This is a genomic window from Rothia nasimurium (assembly GCF_049068285.1).
Lineage (GTDB): Bacteria > Actinomycetota > Actinomycetes > Actinomycetales > Micrococcaceae > Rothia > Rothia nasimurium_I.
In genome coordinates this window covers 72434-93022 of record NZ_JBLKPV010000006.1, presented here as the reverse complement: position 1 = coordinate 93022, position 20589 = coordinate 72434, and the positions used below count along the sequence as shown (strand labels likewise).

The window sequence follows — 20589 nt, the reverse complement described above, 5'->3', positions numbered from 1 at the left end:
GCAGGGGCGTATCCTGAACTTTGATCTACAATCGCAGAAAACATAAGAGGTTTCCATGACCCGCCCTTCAGTCCTCATTCTCTTCGGCTCAACCTACGGCCACACTGAACGCTACGCCCACTGGATTGCAGAGGATCTGCGAGCTACGGAAGTGGCCCCTGAGATCGTCCTCTCCCCCGTCACTGAAGCCACTGACGACATGATTGAGCAGGCAGATATCCTCATTATTGGGGCCAGCTACCTGGGTGGCTTCCTCACCGGTGCTCCCACCCTGCGTAAGCGCCGGGAGGCAATGGCCAAGGTTCCCTACCGCCTCTTCTACACCGTCTCCTTCAACGGCACCGCTGTCTACCCCCGCTCCTACCTGGACGACCGCGTCCTGAAATCCTACAAGGCAGAGATTGCTGATGGCCGACCTGCCTACCACTTCCGCGGGGGCCTGAAGATGGATGAGATGTCCAAGCTCCACCGCACTGCCCTCACCGGCGTCAAGACCGCCTACAAGCTCAAGCCCAAGCAGAACGAGTACGACAAGCAGCTGATTGAGGCCTTTGAAAACGGCGGGGCTGACCATATGGACCGCGATTTCATCAAGCCCCTGGTGGAGCAGGTTGTCAGCTACCTGGGTGAGATTGCCTAGGCCCCGCCCGTCGCTCATCTACCGCACCAAAAGGAAACCATGAAGTCAGTTCTTATTATTCACGGTAGCCAGTACGGCTACACCGAGCAGTACGCCCGGTGGATCGCAGAAGAGCTTGAAGGCACCTATGCTCCTGTGACGGTTCCGGCCCAGGAACTGACTGAACGCCTCATCGCTGATGCGGATGCCGTTGTGGTCGGCATGGGTGATTACGGCGGCTTTTTGACCGGATCCCCTGATATCAAGCGGTGTGCCCCGGAGCTTCGGGTTCGTCCGCTCTTCTTGTTTACCGTCTCTTTTAGCGGTCTGGAGGGGGCGAGCGCTGAGAAGCTTGATGGGGTGCTGGTAAAGAACCTTGGTTCTGCCCTGGTTGAGGACGCCCAGGCGACCTTCCACGTTCGCGGCGGCCTTGACCATACCCGCCTGTCTTTGAAGCATAAGACGGTGATGGTGGGTATTCGCTCGGCTATTGCTGCCCTGCCTAAGAAGTCGGTGGCTAACCAGCAGATGCTCGATAGCTTTGCTGCGAAAACTGTTGATTATTCATCCCGGGAGCAGATTCTGCCCCTGGTTGAGGCTGTGAAGAAGGCTTTGAAGTAAGTCTTTGATACTGGATATTGTTCAGGCCCTGAACCTCCTTGTGAGGTTCAGGGCCTGTTTCGTGTGGTGGGGTTAGACGCTGAGGTCGATTGCCCGGTCGCTGGGGGCGACGGGGGCCGGCAGCAGGGTTGAGCCGGTCAGGTGCTTTTCGACGGCGGCGGCGCAGGCGCGTCCTTCTGCGATAGCCCAGACGACCAGGGACTGGCCACGGCCGGCGTCGCCACAGGAGAAGACGCCGGGGACGTTGGTCATGTAGTTTTCGTCGCGGGCAACGTTGGTGCGGCTGTCGAGTTCAGCGCCGATCTGGCTGGTGATGGAGTCGTTCTCCTGGCCGGTGAAGCCCAGGGCCAGGAAGACCAGGTCAGCCGGGATGACGTGTTCGGTGCCAGCCTTGGGCACGCGGCGGCCATCGGGCAGGTATTCGGTTTCAGCGACCTTGAGGCCGGTGAGTTTACCGTTCTCGCCCACGAATTCGACGGTGGAGGCCAGGTACTTGCGTTCGCCGCCCTCTTCGTGGGAGGAGGAGACTTCGAAGACCTTGGGAAACATGGGCCAGGGCTCGTTCTCAGGACGCTCGGTGCTGGGCTTCTTGCCGATGGCCAGGGTGGTGATGGAGGCAGCTCCCTGGCGGACGGCGGTACCAATGCAGTCTGAGCCGGTGTCGCCACCGCCGAGCACGATGACGTGCTTACCGGCGGCGTCGATGGTGGGGGCGGCCAGGTCGCCTGCAACCACGCGGTTGGCTTCGGTTAGGTAGGGCATGGCGTAGTGGACGCCGTCCAGGTCGGCCCCGGGGATGGGCAGGGCGCGGGGGGCGGTGGCGCCGGTGGCCACAATGACGGCGTCGTAGCGGCGCTTGAGGTCGTCCCAGGTGATGTCTTTGCCGATTTCTACGCCGGTGCGGAAGCGGGTGCCCTCGGCTTTCATGACCTCGATACGGCGGTCCACGATATCTTTTTCGAGTTTGAAGTCGGGGATGCCATAGCGCAGCAGGCCGCCGACCTTGTCGTCGCGTTCGAAGACAGCGACGGTGAAACCTGCCTGGGTGAGCTGCTGGGCAGCGGCCAGACCGGCGGGGCCTGAACCGACGACGGCCACGGTCTTATCGAGCATCCGGTCGGGCATAATGGGCTCGATGTAGCCGCCCTCGAAGGCCTGCTCAGCGATGGTGTATTCAATCTGCTTAATGGTCACTGCAGGCTGGTTGATACCCAGCACGCAGGAGGTTTCGCAGGGAGCCGGGCAGACGCGTCCGGTGAACTCGGGGAAGTTGTTGGTGGCGTGTAGACGCTCTACGGCCTTCTCAGTCTGTTCGCGCCAGGTCAGGTCGTTCCATTCGGGGATCAGGTTGCCCAGGGGGCAGCCGACGTGGCAGAAGGGAACACCGCAGTCCATGCAGCGGGAGGCCTGGGTTTTGAGGACGGCCGAGTTCTGGGCGACCTGCACTTCTTTCCAGTCCAGGATACGGACGGGTACGGGGCGCTTGGGTCGGTCTTGACGGGTGGTTACTTTCAGAAAACCGCGGGGATCAGCCACGAGCGGTCACCTCCAAAATCTTGTTCCAAACCTGCATGGATTCGGGGTCTTCGCCGGCGGCTACAGCCTCGGCACGGATTTCTTGAACGGCTGCGAAGTCGCGCGGGAGCACCTTGGTGATTCGACCAATGGTGGCGTCAAGGTCTTCGAGCAGGCTGGCTGCCAGGGTGGAGCCAGTTTCGGTGTGGTGGCGGGTCAGCAGCAGGGCTACCTCGGCGCGGTCGTCCTCGGTGAGGTCGAGGAAGGTGAGTTCCCCGGACTCGCGGGACTGCTTGTTGACCTTGGCCATGTCGAGGTCCAGGACGTAGGCGATACCGCCGCTCATGCCGGCACCGAAGTTGCGTCCGGTTGAGCCCAGGATCAGGGTCTTGCCGCCAGTCATGTATTCGCAGCCGTGGTCGCCAATGCCTTCAACCACAGCGGTTGCACCGGAGTTACGTACCAGGAAGCGCTCACCGACGATACCGCGGATGAACATTTCACCGCTGGTGGCGCCGTAGCCGATGACGTTACCGGCAACCACGTTCTCTTCGGCAACCAGGGGGGCGGCGGCGTCCGGAGCCACGATAATCCGGCCACCGGAGAGGCCCTTGCCGACGTAGTCGTTGGAGTCGCCGGTCAGGCGGATGGTGATACCCTGCGGCAGGAAGGCACCCAGGGACTGGCCTGCGTGGCCGGTCAGGTTGAGGGTGATGGAGTCGTGGTCCAGCACCTCAATACCGAAGGTCTTGGTGACGGTGTGGCCCAGCATGGTGCCGATCGAGCGGTCGGTGTTGACCACCGGTGAGTCGATGGCGACGGGGGTGCGGTCGCTCAGGGTGGCCTGGGCGGCTGCAATGAAGGTGTTGTCGATATGCTGATCCAGTTCGTGGTCCTGGTCCTTGAGGTGGCGGATTCCCTCACCGGCGTATTCGACGGCGGTGGAGGTCAGTACCTTGGACAGGTCGAGGCCGTCAGCCTTCCAGTGCTCGATGGCCTGGGACATATCCAGGACCTCGGCGTGGCCGATGGCTTCGTCCAGGGTGCGGAAGCCCAGCTGGGCCAGGTATTCGCGTACCTCTTCGGCGATGAACTCGAAGAAGTTGACCACATGGTCGGCCTGGCCGGTGAAGCGGGCCCGCAGGTCGGGGTTCTGGGTGGCGACGCCCACGGGGCAGGTGTCCAGGTGGCACTTACGCATCATGATGCAGCCCTCGACGACCAGAGGCGCGGTGGCGAAGCCGTATTCTTCGGCACCCAGCAGGGCGGCGATGATGACGTCGCGGCCGGTCTTGAGCTGGCCGTCCGCCTGGACGACGACGCGGTCGCGCAGGCCGTTGATCATGAGGGTCTGCTGGGCTTCGGCCAGGCCGAGCTCCCAGGGGGCACCTGCGTGCTTGAGGGAGTTGAGCGGGGCTGCGCCGGTGCCGCCGTCGTGGCCCGAGATGAGCACGACGTCGGCCTTAGCCTTGGTGACGCCTGCGGCCACGGTGCCGATACCGATTTCAGACACCAGCTTGACGTGGATTCGGGCGGAGGGGTTAGCCCGCTTGCAGTCGTAGATGAGCTGGGCGAGGTCCTCGATGGAGTAGATATCGTGGTGGGGCGGGGGCGAAATCAGGGAGACGCCGGGGGTGGAGTGGCGGGTCTTGGCTACCCAGGGGTAGACCTTCTGGGCCATGAGCTGGCCGCCCTCGCCGGGCTTGGCACCCTGGGCCATCTTGATCTGGATGTCGTCGGCGTTGGTCAGGTAGAGGGATGTGACGCCGAAACGGCCGGAGGCTACCTGCTTGATGGCTGAGCGACGTTCGGGGTCGAGCAGGCGCTCGACGTCCTCGCCTCCCTCACCGGTGTTGGACTTGGCACCCAGGCGATTCATGGCAATGGCCAGAGTCTCGTGGGCTTCCTTGGAGATAGAGCCGTAGCTCATAGCACCGGTGGAGAACCGCTTGACGATCTCGCTGACAGGCTCAACCTCGTCAATGGAGATGGGGGTGCGGTCTTCGGTGAAGGTGAAGAGGCCGCGCAGGGTCATCAGGTCCTTGGCCTGGTCGTCGACCAGCTTGGTGTAGGACTTGAAGATGTCGTAGCGACGGGTCTTGGTGGAGTGCTGCAGACGGAAGATCGTCTCGGGGTTGAAGAGGTGGGGCGGGCCCTCGCGGCGCCAGTCGTACTCGCCGCCTGTTTCAAGAGCGCGGTGGGGTACGGCAACACCATCGTCGGGGTAGGCGTCGTGGTGGCGCTTGCGGACCTCAGCTTCAATGACGTCCAGGCCGACGCCGTCCATCTGGGAGTGGGTGCCGGTGAAGTACTGGTCAACCAGGGTCTGGGAGAGGCCCAGGGCCTCAAAAGTCTGGGCACCGCAGTAGGAGGAGACGGTGGAGATACCCATCTTGGACATGATCTTCTGCAGGCCCTTGCCCAGGGCCTTGATCAGGTTGTAGACGGCCTCGGACTCGGTCACGCCGGTGATTTCACCCTGGGCGACCAGCTCTTCTACTGATTCCATGGCCAGGTAGGGGTTGACGGCTGAGGCACCGTAGCCAATCAGGGTGGCGACATGGTGGACCTCGCGGACGTCGCCGGCCTCAACGATCAGGGCGACCTTGGTGCGGGTAGCTGAGCGCAGCAGGTGGTGGTGGACGGCACTGGTCAGCAGCAAGGACGGGATGGGTGCCCAGGCGCCGTTGGAGTTACGGTCAGAGAGGATCAGGAACTGCACGCCGCGTTCCACCGCGGCAGAAACCTTTTCACAGATTTCAGCCAGGCGGGCCCGCAGGGCCTCCTCTCCCCCATGAGCCGGGTAGAGGCCGCTGACCTTGAGGGCGGCGGGCATGCCGTCCTCGTCCTCGATGTGGGCGATCTTATCGAGTTCGTCGTTGTTGATGACGGGGAAGTTGAGCCCCACGTGCTGTACCTTGACGCGGCCGTTGCGCAGCAGGTTGCCGTCGGCGCCGATAGAGGTCTTTAGGCTGGTTACCAGCTCTTCACGGATGGAGTCCAGCGGCGGGTTGGTCACCTGGGCAAAGGACTGCACGAAGTAGTCAAAGAGCAGGCGGTGGCGGGTAGACAGCACCGCAATGGGGGTGTCGGTGCCCATGGCGTAGATGGGCTCAGCGCCGGTCTTGGCCATGGGGGCCAGGATCTTCCGTAGCTCTTCTTCGGTGTAGCCGAAGGTCTGCTGACGCTTGAGAATCGACTTGCGGGAGGCACGGATGTGCTCGCGCTCGGGCAGATCAGCCAGGTCAACGATGTTCTCGTCGGCCCACTGCTTCCAGGGCTGCTCGGCGGCAACCGCTGCCTTGACCTCTTCGTCGGGCACCAGGCGTCCTGCCTTGGTATCAACGAAGAACATCTTGCCGGGTGAAACGCGGCCCTTCTCAACAATCTTTTCTTCGGGCATATCGACCACGCCGACCTCAGAAGCCAGAATGACCAGGCCCTCGTCGGTGACCCAGTAGCGGCCGGGGCGCAGGCCGTTGCGGTCCAGCACAGAACCGACGTTATCGCCGTCCGTAAAGGCAATGGCGGCAGGGCCGTCCCAGGGCTCCATGAGGGAGGAGTGGTAGCGGTAGAAGGCGCGGCGGTCTTCGTCCATGGTCTCGTGGTTTTCCCAGGCCTCGGGAACCATCATCATGAGCACCTGGGCAGCCGAGCGTCCCGAGAGCATCAGTAGTTCAGCGACCTCGTCGAAGCTCTGGGAGTCAGAAGCGCCCACAGAGCAAATCGGGAAGAGCTCTTCGGGGTTGCGGCCCAGTACCGGGGACTTGAGCTGGGACTGGCGAGCCCGCATCCAATTGCGGTTGCCCTTGACCGTGTTGATTTCACCGTTGTGGGCAATGGTGCGGAAGGGTTGGGCCAGGGGCCAGGAGGGGAAGGTGTTGGTGGAGAAACGCGAGTGGACGATCGCCAGCTTGGTGGCAAAACGGGGGTCGGAAAGATCCGGGTAGAAGGGTTCCAGCTGGGCGGTGGTCAGCATGCCCTTGTAGACGATGGTGCGCGAGGAGAAGGACGGGAAGTAGACGCCGAGCTTGTGCTGGGCCCTCTTGCGCACCCGGAAGGCCTTCTGGTCCAGCTGGCGGCGCTCTGAATCTTCGTCCAGGTTGACGACGGGGATGTGGCCGGTAAAGGGGGCGTTGACGGCATCCAGATCATCGCCTGAGGCCTCTGCAATAAACATCTGCACGAAGTAGGGCATGACCTCGCGGGCAGCCTTACCCACGATATCAGCCTTGACGGGCACCTCACGCCAGCCGAGCACCCGCAGGCCCTCGCGCTGGGCAATCTGGGTTAGCCCCTCCTTGAGTTCATCTGCATTCTCGCCGCCGGTGGGCAGGTAGGCGGTACCTACGGCGTATTTACCCAGTTCGGGTAGGTCAAAATCAACAACCTCACGCAAGAAGGCATCGGGGATCTGCAGGAGAATACCGGCACCGTCGCCGGTTCCTTCATCTGCGCCCACCGCACCGCGGTGCTCCAGGCGGCGCAGGGCGGTTAGGGCGTGGTCAACGATGTCGTGCCCGGGAGTACCCCGCAAGGTGGCAATCATCGCCAGACCACAGGCGTCCTTCTCGTTATCGGGGTTGTAGAGGCCCTGGGCCTCTGGGATTGCTGCGAAAGTTGCGAAAGGTGAGGGTGCGTGCCCAAGGGTGTGGGAATCCTGGGCAAAGGTCCCTGCAGCGTGTGCTGCACCGCCGATCGGTGTGTGACTCATAGTGGCCATTCCTACTTACGTTCTAATGTGCCAGGGGGCTAAACGTTGAGGCGGAGAAGCAAGCAGGGCTTGGCGCCTGGTTTAGCCGCTCCGTTGCAGCACGAGTGGTCGGTGGATACTTCACTGACTCGGTGGAGTTCGCGTGAGCTAATCTTTGCCCGTGGTGGGGCTGATGATTCACCGTGTTCAACCTGCCGGGAGTTGGGGCGGTGAACACGGTACCCATTCTGTTCGTTGCGAGTTACGTCTGTGTAAATTTATACGCACCTGAGAGTAAGTTTTCAACAGGTTACCCCCGGGCAATCTTTAGACAGGTGAAGAAGATGCGGGATATTGCCCCGGTTTTTCAAGGATTTTTGAAACTGTTGCAAGCAGACAGGTTTCAATTAGGCAAAAAAGCAATGTCGTAATTATTCATTGATTCAAAGGTTATTTGGACCCTTGGGTGAAACACAAAAGCAACAAAATGTTTCAGAATATGGAATTTTGTGTTTCATTGTGAGATGTTAGGGCAAACGAAAGGGCCCTGCACAGGTGTGCAGGGCCCCTCCCTCTTTACCCTAGAAGGGAAAGTTGAGGACGTACGGGTTTACTTGGTTGCCCCGGTAAAGTCGAGCACCATACGGCCGTTAATCAGGCCAGCGTGCATTTCATCGAAGATAGCCTGGGCATCTTCAACCGGGCGGAGCTGCACCACGGGCTTGACGCGACCCTGGGCACCGAATTCAAAGGCCTCAGCCAGGTCCTGACGGGTACCCACCAGGGAGCCCTGGACCCTAATGCCGTCCAGCACCAGGCGGGGGATGTTCAGGTCCATTGACTCGGTAGGCAGGCCAACAGCAACCACGGTGCCACCGGCGCGGACGGAATCGACAGCCTGATTGAAGGCGGCCTTGGCTACCGCAGTGACCACAGCAACGTGGGCACCAACGCCATCGGTGACGTTCTTAATCTCAGCGACTACATCGTCAACGTTTGCTGCGTTGATGACGACATCAGCGCCGCTGTCCTTAGCCAGAACCAGCTTGTCTTCATTGAGGTCAACGGCGATAACCTGGGCGCCGAAGACATTCTTTGCGTACTGGACGGAGAGGTTACCCAGGCCGCCTGCACCGAAGCAAACAATCCACTGGCCGGGGCGGACACCTGATTCCTTCACAGCCTTGTAGGTGGTGACACCGGCACAGGTGATAGAGGTAGCCTCTACCGGATCAAGTGCATCGGGAACCTTGACGGTGTAGTCAGCGTAGAGCAGGGTGTATTCGCTCATGCCACCGTCTGCAGTGTAGCCTGCGTTGACGACGGAGCGGCAGAAAGTTTCACGGCCGCTAGTGCAGTATTCGCAGTAGCCGCAGCCCTTGAAGAACCAGGGAACGCAGACGCGGTCGCCCACCTTGAGGTGGTCAACGCCGGGCCCAACCTCGGTAATGACGCCGACACCTTCGTGGCCAAGAATTCGGCCGGGCTTTTCGCCAAAGTCGCTGGCAGCGACGTGAAGGTCGGTGTGGCAGATGCCTGAGTATTCAATCTTGGCCAGAACCTGACCGTGGCCTACTTCGGGGACGGGTACATCTACGATGTCGACGGTGCCATCGAGACGTTCAGAGACTACAACTGCTTTCATGGTTGCCATGGTTTATCTCCTAGGAGAGTTCATTATGTCTGGTGGTGTGGCTCACTTAAAGATTAGCCTGACAGGTGTTTTCTGGCCAGGGGTTTTTGTATTTTTTTCTTCTGTTACGGCGCTTTTACTCCTAAGGGCCCTGTACCGACAACACCTCCAAAAAAAAATAAGCTAAGTTAGAGCCATGAGTGACCAGATACCTTCCCCAGAGCCTCGTACCCAGCGTGCCAGCTGGGCAGATTTGCCCCGAACTGTGCAGGCCTGGGTTGAAGAAGTGCTCGGTGACGCCGTAGTCGGGGCCGAGTCGCAAAGCGGTGGGTTTAGCCTGGGCACCGCAGACCGCCTGGTCACCCGCACAGGGCGCAGGGCTTTCCTTAAGGCTGTTGACGCCAACCTGCACCCACAAACAGCTGACCTGCACCGGCAGGAGGGCCGCATCACCGCGTCCTTCCCCAGCACCACCCCGACCCCGGCCGTCCTCGCTACCCGTGATTTTTCAGGGGCGGACGGCACAGCCTGGGTTGCCCTGCTTCTGGAAGATATCGAGGGGCGGCACCCAGAAGACCCCTGGCGAAGAGAGGAACTGGCCGCCGTTTTTCGAGCCCTGGACGGCATGAGCCGGGTTCCCGTGAATGCGGATCTCAACCTGCCGACCACTGAAGCGGACCTAACCGAAGAACTCGTTTTTTGGCACAGGCTCACCCAGGGTGTGACCCTAGAGCAGCTGGCCTACATTCGGGGTACCGACTCCTACCAGGAGCTGGTGGGCCTGCTGCCCTTTGTCAACCAGAAGGCTGCCAAGTTTGCTGCCTTTGTCGATGAGCACCTGGTTGCCCACTTGGCAGGAATCTCCTATGTACATACGGACCTGCGGGGCGACAACATTCTGATTCGCCCCACTGGTGAAGCAGTTTTGATTGACTGGCCCTGGGTAACGGTGGGCAATCCCCACTTTGACGTCGCTTCTGTAGCGACGGACGCCCTGATTGCCGACCCTAGCCTGAGCCTCACCGAGGTGAGGGAGCTGATTCCGACGTCCGGGCGCCCTCCGCTTGAGTTTTTGAAGGCCAATGTCGTCGCGCTAGCGGGCTACTATCTGTACGCTTCGATGCAGAAGCCCAGCGAATCGACCAACGCGTCTCTGGTGAATATGCGGGCCCACCGCGCGTCCGCCCTGCTGACCAGACTGGCCCGGGACGAAAAGTAATCCGCACTTATTCTGATGTACCCGCAACTAGTTGCGGACTTTTCAGAATAAATGCGGATTAGGCGCCCTGGTTAGGGGTTACCACCGCGAGCCAGGTTTCGGTTAAAACCAGCACCGGCAACCGGAAGCGCTGCCACCAGCCCCATGAGCGCCATGACCCAGGTGAAATCTACTCCGGCCATTGACGCAATGACATATACAGCACCATTGACAGCACAACCATAGATAAGCAGTGCCGCCACAGCTTCAACAGGGTTACCCGGCAGCCAGGAGTCGAAATATCCACGGCGCTTTGCACCATCTGCTTGTTCACGCTCAGCTTTTACCTGGTGATGTGGAGCCAAGAACACCAGCGCGACGCCACCCCAGGCTCCGAACAAAATCGTTAGCCCGGGCTGGAAAAATCGCGAAGAAAATACTGTTCCTAATGAGACAAGCAGCCCGTAACTTGCCAGCGCCCATATGGTAGAAGACAGCAGATACGCCGGAACCGTTGTGAGATTTGGGAAAGATGAATACTTCATGATTACCTCCTCTGTGAAGCTGACTACATCCACCCTACCATTTAGTAAGTAGACATATCAATCTTGCACCGACCCAGAGCAAACAGTAATCCGCACTTATTCTGATGCACCCGCAACTAGTTGCGGACTTTTCAGAATAAATGCGGATTAGTTTCTATGCTTGTGCGCTAGTTGCCGGAGGAGCGGACGGACGCCGGGGAAGGCTCGTCCACGTTAGACTCGCTAGCACCTTCCATATAGGCGCCCGGCAGCTCCCCGCGTCTGCGGGCACGCAACCCCATAACGGCGAACATGACGATGCCCAGCAGCATGATCAGGCCAGAAGTCCATACATGGATACGAACCCCCAGCAGCATTTCAGCGGTATCGATCCGCAGGAAGGTCTCGATCATCAGGCGGCCGAAACCATACCAGACAACATAAGCCCAGAAGATCTGGCCCAGCTGGAAGATACCGCGGCGGCCCAGGGCAATCAGAAGCGCGGCACCAAGAAGATTCCACAGCGACTCATACAGGAAAGTCGGGTGAAAGAGGGTACCTGCCGGGTACTGGTCGGGGAAGTTAGGTGAGGACGCCGAAATCTCCAGGCCCCAGGGCAGGGTGGTGGGCTTGCCAAAGAGCTCCTGGTTAAACCAGTTACCCCAGCGGCCCATAGCCTGAGCAATCATGATGCCGGGGGCGGCGGCGTCCGCGAACTTAGCCAGCGAAATACCGTAGCGGCGGCAGGCGTACCAGGCACCCAGGCCACCGACCGAAATCGCGCCCATAATACCGATACCGCCCTCCCAAATCTTGAAGACATCAAGCGGGTTGGTGCCTGCACCAAAGTAGGAGCCGGGGTCGGTAATGAGCACATGGTAGAGGCGGGCGCCGATAATGCCCGAGGGAATGGCCCACACGGCAACGTCCCAGACGCGTTCGGGGTCTTCACCCCAGGCAGCCCAGCGGCGGCCGGTCAGCCACATGCAGACCACAATGCCCGCCAGTATGCAGAGGGCATAGAAGTGGATGGTCAGGGGGCCCAACTCAATGGTTGAGATGGACGGCGAAGGAATAGAGGCAAGGACGGTAGCTGTCATGGGCGTCTCCCCTACTCGCGGCCAGCCAGCTGGCGGGTTAGGGCACCAACAGCGGACGGCCCGCCCTCAGCCAGGGCCTTCACCAGGGCGGTACCCACAATGACGCCGTCTGCGTAGGCACCGATTTCTTCCACGTGTTCGCGCTTGGACACGCCCAGGCCCACGCAGGCAGCGGGAGCACCGGCGGCCCGCAGGTCAGCAACCAGGGTCTCGGCGGCAGTATTGACCGAGGCCCGGGCACCGGTGACACCCATGACCGAGACAGCGTAGACAAAGCCGCTTGACGCTTTCGAAATCATGGCTAGACGCTCGGGGCTAGATGAGATAGCTGCCAGGAAGATACGGTCCAGGCCGTGCTTTTCTGAGGCTTCAAACCAGTCAGCGGCTTCATCGGGTACCAGGTCGGGGGTAATCAGACCGGCACCACCGGCAGCAGCTAGCTCCTCAGCAAAACGATCAACACCGCGACGCAGCACGGGGTTCCAGTAGGTCATGACCAGAACGACAGCGTCGGTGGCGGCGGTAATCTCGCGTACGGCCCGGAAGAGGTCGTCGGTGCGGAAGCCCTTCTCAATTGCCTCAACGGTGGCCCGCTGAATTACGGGGCCGTCCATGACCGGGTCCGAGTAGGGCAGGCCGAGTTCGATAATATCGACCCCGTTCTTGCCCATCTCAATGGCAGCCTCAATCGACTCGTCCACACTGGGGTAGCCCACAGGCAGGTAGCCGATCAGGGCAGCACGGCCCTCAGCCTTACACTCGGCGAGTCGGGCAGCCAGCTTGGAGTTGGGGTTGGGGGCAGGGAAGGTGCCCTTGCGTACCGAGTAACGGGCTTCGTCCTGAAAATCGATGTGGCTCATTAGGCACCCTTGCTTTCGTTCTGTTCGGTGGTCTCTGCCGCCGCTTCCTTGTTGCCCACGTTCAGGCTGGTGGAGGGAATGGCCTTGCCCAGGCCGAACCACTTGAGAGCGGTTTCCATGTCCTTATCCCCTCGACCCGAGAGGCAGACAATCATGGACTTTTCGTGCGCGGTGGCAGGGTCTTCTGCCGCCCACTGGCGGGCAACGCGCAGGGCTCCGGCCAGGGCGTGGGAGGACTCGATGGCGGGGATGATGCCTTCGGTGCGGCAGAGCAGGCGCAGGGCGTCCATGGCTTCGGTGTCGGTAACGGCCTGGTAGTCGACGCGGCCGATGTCTGAGAGGTAGGCATGTTCGGGGCCGACACCGGGGTAGTCAAGGCCTGCAGAAATTGAGTGGGACTCGATAGTTTGGCCGTCGTCGTCCTGCATGAGGTAGGTGATGGCCCCGTGGAGCATACCGGGACGGCCCAGGGAGATGGTGGCGGCGTGGCGGTCGGTGTCGATTCCGTCGCCGCCTGCTTCGAAGCCGAAAATCTTAACGTCAGCGTCGTCCAGGAAGGCATGGAAGAGGCCGATAGCGTTGGAGCCGCCACCGACGCAGGCGGCAATGCCGGTGGGCAGGGTACCTGTTGCTTCAAGGAACTGTTCGCGGGCTTCGGTGCCGATAGCGTCGTGGAAGTAGCGCACCATGGCGGGGAAGGGGTGGGCACCGGCTGCGGTTCCCAGCAGGTAGTGGGTGGTGTCTACGTTGGAGACCCAGTCGCGCAGGGCCTCATTGATAGCGTCTTTAAGGGTGCGGGAGCCGGTCTGCACGGCAATGACGGTGGCGCCCAGCAGCTGCATACGGGCGACGTTGAGGGCCTGACGTTCGGTGTCCTCTTCGCCCATGTAGACCACACATTCCATGCCGAAGAGGGCAGCTGCGGTGGCGGTGGCTACGCCGTGCTGGCCTGCGCCGGTTTCGGCAATCAGGCGGGTCTTGCCCATGCGTTTAGCCAGTAGGGCCTGGCCGATGACATTGTTGATCTTGTGGGATCCGGTGTGGTTGAGATCTTCCCGCTTGAGGAAGAAGCGCACTCCCCCGGCTTCTGCCGAGAGGCGGGGCACCTCGGTCAGCAGGGAGGGGCGGTTGGAGTATTCGGCTGAAAGGCGGCGGAATTCATCGATGAAGTCGGGGTCGAGCTTGGCCTTTTCAAAGGTTTCTTCGAGCTCGTCCATGGCAGCAATCAGGGATTCTGCCATGTAGCGCCCACCGTACTGCCCGAAGTAGGGGCCGGGGGCGTTTTTGAGGCTCTGGCCTGCTGCCAGGAATTGTTCTGCCAGGGTTTCGGTCATGGGGTTTCCCTTCGGTGGGCTGGTCTTAAAGTTTGTGGGTGAGGGGCGGACGGCTGTGCCCGCCTTTCCTCACAAGTGGCAAGGACGCTCGGGGTTAGGCTGAGGCAGAACCCAGCCAGGCTTGACGGGCCTGGCTACCGGCGGCGCGGAAGTCCCGCAGGGTTTCGGTGGGGGTGCCAGATTTGACCAGGGCCTCGCCCACCAGCACAGCCTTAGCCCCGTGGGCGGCGTAGTCGGCGACGTCCTGGGGGCTGGCAACGCCCGACTCAGCCACGATGACGGCGTCCTCAGGCAGCAGGGGGGCTAGCTTGCTGAAGTTGGCGTTATCGACCTCTAGGGTCTTGAGGTTGCGCACATTGACCCCCACAATGCGGGCCCCCACAGCAACAGCCCGTTCGATTTCTTCGGGGGTGTGGGTTTCGACCAGGGCGTTCATTCCGAGTTCATGGGTGAGGTCGAGGAAGCGGCGGAGGGTGGCGTCGTCCAGGGCTGCAACGATCAGCAGCACCAGGTCAGCCCCGTGGGCGCGGGCTTCGTAGATTTGGTATTCGTCCACGGTAAAGTCCTTGCGCAGAACCGGGATACTGACGGCGGCACGGACGGCGTCCAAATCAGCCAGGGTGCCCTTGAAGCGGCGCTCTTCGGTGAGCACCGAAATTGCTGCCGCTCCCCCGGCCTGGTAGGCGGCGGCCAGTTCAGCGGGGTCGGGAATGTCTGAAAGGGCTCCCTTGGAGGGGGAGGATCGTTTGACTTCGGAGATGATCTCAACGCTGCCCTCATCTGCCCCGAGCAGGGCTGCGTAGGCGTCGAGTGCTGGGGCTGCCTCTAAGGCTCGGGCCTTCATGGTCTCAAGCGGAATGATGGCCTGGCGTGCTGCCATGTCTTCGCGGACGCCAACGATAATGTCGTCGAGTACGGTCATGGGTGCCCCTTTGGGTCTGGTGGTGGCTGTCTGGTGTCTTCTAGTATCTCGCAGGTGGTAGCTGGTGTGCCAGGTGGGTTCACCGGCTGAGAATTTTTGGTCCTGGTGGATACAGGGCGGGGCACCCGGCTGTGTGCTGGGTGCCCCGGAGTGTAACTCTGGTTGAGTCTTAGTGGTGGGTGTACTTGGTGTGCTTGCCACCCTGGCCGTAGCCTGCTGAACGGAGGACGATACCGGCGACGATGCCGATGGCCAGCACGGCCATACCGACGATGAAAATGGGGGTGTTAGACAGGCAGAAGCCGACGGCGCCGATGATAGAGCCGAGGGTCATGATGATGACCATGGCCCAGGAGGCGGTGGTGTTGCCGTGGTTGGGGTAGGGCAGGTCGGGAACCATCTCAACGGTCTGGTGAGCCATGTGAGTCTCCTTGTGGTGTGTGGGGTGCGCTGGTGTATGGGCCTAGGCGCACGGGTGCTTGATTTCTATCTTAGGAGATGGGGAGTGAAAGTCTGAAATATTTAGGACGGTGTTGTGTGGCCTTTGTGGGGTGCGCCTCAGTGGGTGGTGGTTTAGTCCTATACTGAGGGTGTCTTTCCGATTATTTTTGGGGGTTTTATGTCTGGGGCTAAAAGGTCTTTTCGTCCGGTTTTGGCTGTTGCTGCTGGGGCAGTTTTGCTGGTGTCTGGGTGTTCGGCGGGTAAGGACGCTGCTGGTAATGATGCTCAAAGTTCTTCAGCTTCTACTTCTTTTGCCTCAGCTTCACCCTCTGTAGCAGGCTCCCCTACTGCGTCCTCGGCAATTGCTTCGTCTAGCCCGGTTGCTTCTGAGACAGCTGCTGCCTCAGAAACAAGCGAAGGCACTTTACCTAGTGTTTCGGAAACCTCGGCTGAGGTGGCTTCACCGGCTGCGGAAACGCCGGTGCAGGCTATTCAGCCTCCTGTGGTGAATCCAGCCGAGGCAGCCCCGGGAACCTCCTGCGGGCCGTCCTCCACGGGGGCTTCTACCCTGGTGGTGGCTGCCAACGGAACAGAGGTCACTTGCGACCAGGTGCAGTCCATCTTTGCAGAGTTCAACGCCACCTTTACCAGCGGCGATACCTCCAACTACCAGATTCAGGGCTTCACCTGCCACACCAGGTCCCAGAAGGATGTTTCGGATGACGCACGCTCCGTCACTTGTACCCAAGGTGGTACGAGGCTTGAAGCTATGACATATTATCCGCTTGGCGGAATTCCAGTGCAGACTCCCGCTGCTTACCGAACAACACCAGAAGATATCGTCTTTAAAACCGATACTATGTCATGTCGAATTTGGTCTGGCACTGCCAGCCATGTCAGCTGTTCTCTCAACTACCAGGGGCAGCCTAGTGAAGCAGTGTTCAGCGATACTTATATTTCACGTTCAGATGATAGTTTTGTACGAAATGCGCCGCAGATTCGTCCTGCACAGTCCGCGTCTATCACAGAACAGGGCAAATACCTGGGTGTCAATGAAACGATTAGTGAAGGCTCAGTAGCATGCATTAATCATGGGCAATCTGTTGAATGCGCCGGTGAAGCTTACTCAGGTTTTATCGTCAGTGAAAATAGTTTCCAAGTTAGATAACTGTTTAGGGGATGCACTTTCTAGTGCCTCCCCAATGTTATTCCAGTAGTTAGGGGGCAGGGTTTTTCCCCTGCCCCCTTACCTGTTAGTTGAGGGGCCCGGTGACGCTCTCAGCTGCGGCCAGCAGCTCACCATTAGCCACCAGCTCGACGGTGCGCTCAATTTCGGGTGAGAGGAAGCGGTCGGGGCCGGGGCCAGCAACGTCCTGACGCAGTCGCTCAATCACTGCTGCCGTTGCCGGGGCGGGGGTCTGCGGGGTGCGCAGGTCAATCCCGCGGGAGGCAGTCAAAATCTCAATGGCGAGGACGCGGGTGAGCCCGTCCACGGCCTTACGCAGCTTGCGGGCAGCCGACCAGCCCATAGAGACGTGGTCCTCCTGCATGGCAGATGAAGGAATGGAATCTACCGAGGCGGGCACGGCCAGGCGCTTGAGCTCAGAAACGATTGCGGCCTGGGTGTACTGGGCAATCATGTGGCCTGAATCCACACCGGGGTCATCGGCCAGGAAGGGCGGCAGGCCGCGGTTGCGGGCAACGTCCAGGAAGCGGTCGGTACGGCGCTCGGAGATAGAGGCGGCATCGGCTACGGCAATCGCCAGGAAGTCCAGCACATAGGCTACCGGGGCGCCGTGGAAGTTACCGTTGGACTCCACCCGGCCGTCCAGGGTCACCACGGGGTTATCGACGGCCGAAGCCAGCTCGCGCAGGGCAACGGTGCGGGCGTGTTCAATGGTGTCGCGCACAGCCCCAGCGACCTGGGGGGCACAGCGCAGGGAGTAGGCGTCCTGCACATAGGTGGTGACGTTCTCGGCATGGTGCTGGATAATGCCGGAGCTCTCCAGCACCTTCTTCATGTTGGCAGCAGCGGCTCCCTGGCCGGGGTGGGGACGCAGCTGGTGCAGCTCGGGGGCAAAGACCCGGTCGGTACCGGCAAGACCCTCAACGCTCATGGCTGCGGCGATATCGGCCAGTTTAACCAGGGCGTCCAGGTCGGTCAGGGCCAGCACCAACATACCCAACATGCCGTCAGTACCGTTGATAAGGGCCAGGCCCTCTTTTTCAGCCAGTTCAACCGGGGCCAGCCCAAACTTCTCAAAGGCTTCAGCCGTCTCGTAGAGCTGGCCGCTAGCGTCCCGAACCTGGCCCTCGCCCATAATGGCCAGGGCGCAGTGGGACAGGGGAGCCAGATCGCCTGAGCATCCCAGGGAACCGTACTCCCGCACTACCGGGGTCAGACCGGCTGACAGCATATCTGCGTAGGCCTGGGCGACGACCGGGCGGACGCCTGTGCGGCCGGTTGCCAGGGTGGAGAGGCGCAACAGCATCAGGGCGCGGATGACCTCTGTTTCAACCTCGGGGCCAGATCCTGCTGCGTGCGAGCGCACCAGGCCGCGTTGCAGGGCCTGACGCATCTCCACCGGAATGTGCTTGTTGGCCAGGGCACCGAAGCCGGTGGACACCCCGTAGACGGGTCGGTCCTGGTTGGCTAGATCGCGGATTCGCTGGCTGGACTTTTCGATTTCTGCCAGGGCTTCGTCGCTGAGGGTGACGGCTGCGCCGTGGCGGGCAACGGCGATGAGGTCATCGAAGCTCACGGGCCCGATGCCAACGGTGACGGTGGTGGTCATGGTTTTCTCCTTTGAAAGTGTACGAGGTGAGGCAGGCTCGCAGCGAAGCTGCTGGCTCGGCGGCTGGCGTGAATCGCTTGTGAGCGTCAGCGAACCAGCGAGAGGGTCGGCAGCGAGCGCGAGCCTGCAGAACCTATAGAGTTTTACTCCGGAAAAGGCTTGTGGCGGGTCAGGACGGTGTGGATGAGGCGGGCGGCGGTTTTGGCGGTGCGGCCGTCGATGTCGAGGGAGGGGTTGAGTTCGGCGACGTCAAAGACGGCGAGCTTGCCGGAGGCTGCTACCTGCCCGATGATTCGGTTGATGAGGGCTGGGTCGACACCAAGGGCTGCTGGGGCGCTGACGCCGGGAGCGACGGCGGCCGGTAGGACGTCCAGGTCCAGGGTGAGGTAGACCAGATCGACGCTGGCCAGGAAGCTTGCGAGGAACTCGTCCAGGACTGCGGTGTTTCCCCAGGTCACTTCTTCATCGACCAGGTAGGCAACCCCCTGGGTATCGGCTGTATCGAAGAGCACCTGGGTGTTGGCTGCCTCTGATATGCCGATAACCGTGTAGGTCAGGTTCCCTCCCTTTTCAGTTTCCCGGGCCAGGGCCTGGCTGAAGGGGGTGCCGCTGGTGGCCTGCTCAGCTGAGCGCAGGTCAAAGTGGGCATCTAGGTTGAGGATTCCTAGGTGGGCCCCGGATCCGGCCTGCTGGCGCAGGGCTGAGGTGGCTGCCCCCAGGTAGGTTCCGTAGGCGACTTCGTGGCCGCCCCCGAGCACTATGGGTAGGCTGCCTGAGTCGAGGACGGCCGCAACCGCCTGGCCAAGTCGCTCTTGGCCAGCTTCGAGCTGGTCGTCCTCGACCCGGATGTCTCCCCCGTCGGCCAGGATTAATTCTTGCCGCCGGTCGCTTCCAAAGGCCCGGGCCAGGGCAAGGGTGCCCAGGGCCTTGCGGAGGGCAGCAGGGCCTTGGGCTGCCCCTACTCTCCCCTGGTTTCGGGCGACCCCGGCGTCTGAGGCGAACCCCAGAAAGACGGCGTCCGGCACCAGCCCCTCAGCTTCGTGCAGGGGGCGCACTACCTGGAAGATGCGGCGGTGCTCCGGGCCGTCCCCGTCGTATCTGCCCTCCCAGGTGGGGGCGGGGCGGTCTGTTTCTAGTTGCATGATGAGCCTTCCTCTCCACAGGGGATAACCGCCTGCCCGTCCTTCCAGACCCCGGCGATGAGGGGCACGCCGGGGCGGTAGGCCAGGTGCAGGTGGTTGGGGGCGTTCAGGGCCAGGACGTCGGCGCGGGCTCCCACGGTCAGGGCCCCGATGTCGGTGCGGCCCAGGGCTGCTGCTCCCCCGGCGGTTGCCGCCCAGACGGCCTCGTCCGGGCTCATGTGCAGATCGCGCACGGCCAGGGCGATGCAGAAGGGAATAGAGGTGGTGAAGGAGGTACCGGGGTTGCAGTCTGCTCCCAGGGCCACCGTCACCCCGGCGTCCAACAGGCGGCGGGCATTGGGGTAGTCACCCCGGGTCGAAAAGTCAGCCCCGGGCAGCACGGTGGCCACCGTAGAGCTGTTGGCTAGGGCGTCAACGTCCGCGTCCGTCAGATAGACCACATGATCCACGCTGGTAGCCCCCAGCTCCACTGCCAGCTGCACACCGGCCCCGTAGGTCAGCTGGTTGCCGTGCACGCGGGCCTTCAAACCGGCAGCGATTCCTGCCTTCAAAACTGCCCGCGACTCGTCCTCGCTAAAGGCCCCGCGCTCACAGAACACGTCAATCCAGGAGGCGTAGGGGACGCACTGGGGAATCATGGTGTCTACCACCATCTGAACGTATTCGTCCTGCTTATCCCGGTACTCCGGCGGAGCCACATGGGCAGCTAGCAGGGTGACCTCGTCGGTGCAGGCAGCGGCGACCTGCACCGACTTCAGCTCAGACTCGGCCGACTGGCCGTAGCCGGTCTTCACCTCAATCGTGGTCGCCCCGGCCCGGGCGTATTCCTGCATGAGCGAGCGGGTATTGCGCTCCAGCTGCTCAGCACTAGCTGCCCGGGTGGCCTCGATGGTGGTGCGGATTCCACCGGCCTCATACGGTTTGCCCTCCATGCGGGCAGCAAACTCGTGGGAGCGGTCCCCGGCAAAAACCAGGTGGGAGTGGGATTCCACAAAGCCCGGCAGCACGGCCCGTCCGCCCAGATCAACGCAGCGGTCGGACGCCGGTGCCTGGCTGGCAGGGCCAACCCAGGCGATCCGGCCCTGCTCCACCACTAAGGCGGCGTTTTCGAGCACGCCCAGGGGCTTACGATCCAGTGTGGGGTCATTGGTCACCAGCGACCCGATATTGGTAAAGAGACGGCTACTCATGG

17 protein-coding genes are annotated in these 20589 nt (G+C 61.5%); 4 read left to right on the top strand and 13 right to left on the bottom strand.

What is annotated here, in order from left to right:
• The first annotated feature begins 55 nt into the window (after positions 1 to 55).
• Positions 56 to 640 carry a flavodoxin domain-containing protein gene (locus ACMXX3_RS06815; RefSeq protein WP_421083982.1) on the top strand — a complete coding sequence of 195 codons (585 nt, stop codon included), beginning with the start codon at positions 56 to 58 and terminating at the stop codon, positions 638 to 640.
• A 39-nt stretch (positions 641 to 679) separates the two neighbouring features.
• Positions 680 to 1240, top strand: a complete 561-nt coding sequence (locus ACMXX3_RS06810; RefSeq protein WP_421083981.1) for a flavodoxin domain-containing protein — start codon at positions 680 to 682, stop codon at positions 1238 to 1240.
• A gap of 72 nt (positions 1241 to 1312) precedes the next feature.
• On the opposite strand, the gene ACMXX3_RS06805 is transcribed toward ACMXX3_RS06810, so the two are convergent.
• From ACMXX3_RS06805 to adhP, 3 genes are all read right to left on the bottom strand, one after another.
• Positions 1313 to 2776 (bottom strand): glutamate synthase subunit beta, encoded by a 1464-nt coding sequence (locus ACMXX3_RS06805; RefSeq protein ID WP_421083980.1) that lies wholly within the window; start codon positions 2774 to 2776, stop codon positions 1313 to 1315.
• On the bottom strand, positions 2769 to 7469 hold the full coding sequence (gltB, locus tag ACMXX3_RS06800; RefSeq protein ID WP_421083979.1) for a glutamate synthase large subunit: 4701 nt from the start codon (positions 7467 to 7469) through the stop codon (positions 2769 to 2771). The genes ACMXX3_RS06805 and gltB overlap by 8 nt, the downstream gene beginning before the upstream one ends.
• A 589-nt stretch (positions 7470 to 8058) precedes the next feature.
• Positions 8059 to 9102, bottom strand: a complete 1044-nt coding sequence (gene adhP / locus ACMXX3_RS06795) for an alcohol dehydrogenase AdhP (protein WP_237200747.1) — start codon at positions 9100 to 9102, stop codon at positions 8059 to 8061.
• Between the two features lie 175 nt (positions 9103 to 9277).
• On the opposite strand from adhP, the gene ACMXX3_RS06790 reads away from it, so the two are divergent.
• Positions 9278 to 10300, top strand: coding sequence for an aminoglycoside phosphotransferase family protein (locus tag ACMXX3_RS06790; RefSeq protein WP_421083978.1), 1023 nt, complete (start codon positions 9278 to 9280; stop codon positions 10298 to 10300).
• 71 nt (positions 10301 to 10371) lie between these two features.
• Here the strand turns inward: ACMXX3_RS06790 and ACMXX3_RS06785 are convergent, their stop codons facing one another.
• The 7 genes from ACMXX3_RS06785 to ACMXX3_RS06755 form a co-directional block, all read right to left on the bottom strand.
• Entirely contained in the window at positions 10372 to 10824 is a 453-nt protein-coding gene (locus ACMXX3_RS06785) for a hypothetical protein (protein WP_421083977.1), read from the bottom strand.
• 167 nt (positions 10825 to 10991) lie between these two features.
• Positions 10992 to 11903, bottom strand: coding sequence for a prolipoprotein diacylglyceryl transferase (gene lgt / locus ACMXX3_RS06780; RefSeq protein WP_421083976.1), 912 nt, complete (start codon positions 11901 to 11903; stop codon positions 10992 to 10994).
• 11 nt (positions 11904 to 11914) lie between these two features.
• Positions 11915 to 12763: a tryptophan synthase subunit alpha gene (trpA, locus tag ACMXX3_RS06775; RefSeq protein ID WP_421083975.1), complete on the bottom strand. Its 849-nt coding sequence runs from the start codon at positions 12761 to 12763 to the stop codon at positions 11915 to 11917.
• On the bottom strand, positions 12763 to 14097 hold the full coding sequence (trpB, locus tag ACMXX3_RS06770; protein WP_421083974.1) for a tryptophan synthase subunit beta: 1335 nt from the start codon (positions 14095 to 14097) through the stop codon (positions 12763 to 12765). Before trpB ends, trpA begins: the two co-directional genes overlap by 1 nt.
• Before the next feature lie 94 nt (positions 14098 to 14191).
• Positions 14192 to 15019, bottom strand: a complete 828-nt coding sequence (gene trpC, locus ACMXX3_RS06765) for an indole-3-glycerol phosphate synthase TrpC (RefSeq protein WP_421083973.1) — start codon at positions 15017 to 15019, stop codon at positions 14192 to 14194.
• A gap of 169 nt (positions 15020 to 15188) precedes the next feature.
• Positions 15189 to 15440 carry an HGxxPAAW family protein gene (locus tag ACMXX3_RS06760; protein WP_421083972.1) on the bottom strand — a complete coding sequence of 84 codons (252 nt, stop codon included), beginning with the start codon at positions 15438 to 15440 and terminating at the stop codon, positions 15189 to 15191.
• A 305-nt stretch (positions 15441 to 15745) separates the two neighbouring features.
• Positions 15746 to 15883, bottom strand: a complete 138-nt coding sequence (locus tag ACMXX3_RS06755) for a hypothetical protein (RefSeq protein ID WP_421083971.1) — start codon at positions 15881 to 15883, stop codon at positions 15746 to 15748.
• Between the two features lie 31 nt (positions 15884 to 15914).
• On the opposite strand from ACMXX3_RS06755, the gene ACMXX3_RS06750 reads away from it, so the two are divergent.
• Positions 15915 to 16628, top strand: a complete 714-nt coding sequence (locus tag ACMXX3_RS06750; protein WP_421083970.1) for a hypothetical protein — start codon at positions 15915 to 15917, stop codon at positions 16626 to 16628.
• A gap of 85 nt (positions 16629 to 16713) precedes the next feature.
• Here ACMXX3_RS06750 and hutH read toward each other — a convergent pair whose 3' ends face one another.
• The 3 genes from hutH to hutI all read right to left on the bottom strand — a co-directional run bounded on the left by hutH (position 16714) and on the right by hutI (position 20587).
• On the bottom strand, positions 16714 to 18255 hold the full coding sequence (gene hutH, locus ACMXX3_RS06745) for a histidine ammonia-lyase (protein WP_421083969.1): 1542 nt from the start codon (positions 18253 to 18255) through the stop codon (positions 16714 to 16716).
• 143 nt (positions 18256 to 18398) lie between these two features.
• Positions 18399 to 19397 carry a formimidoylglutamase gene (gene hutG / locus ACMXX3_RS06740; RefSeq protein WP_421083968.1) on the bottom strand — a complete coding sequence of 333 codons (999 nt, stop codon included), beginning with the start codon at positions 19395 to 19397 and terminating at the stop codon, positions 18399 to 18401.
• Complete coding sequence (gene hutI / locus ACMXX3_RS06735; protein ID WP_421083967.1) at positions 19388 to 20587, bottom strand: imidazolonepropionase; 1200 nt, start codon at positions 20585 to 20587, stop codon at positions 19388 to 19390. The genes hutG and hutI overlap by 10 nt, the downstream gene beginning before the upstream one ends.
• Positions 20588 to 20589: the final 2 nt, after the last annotated feature.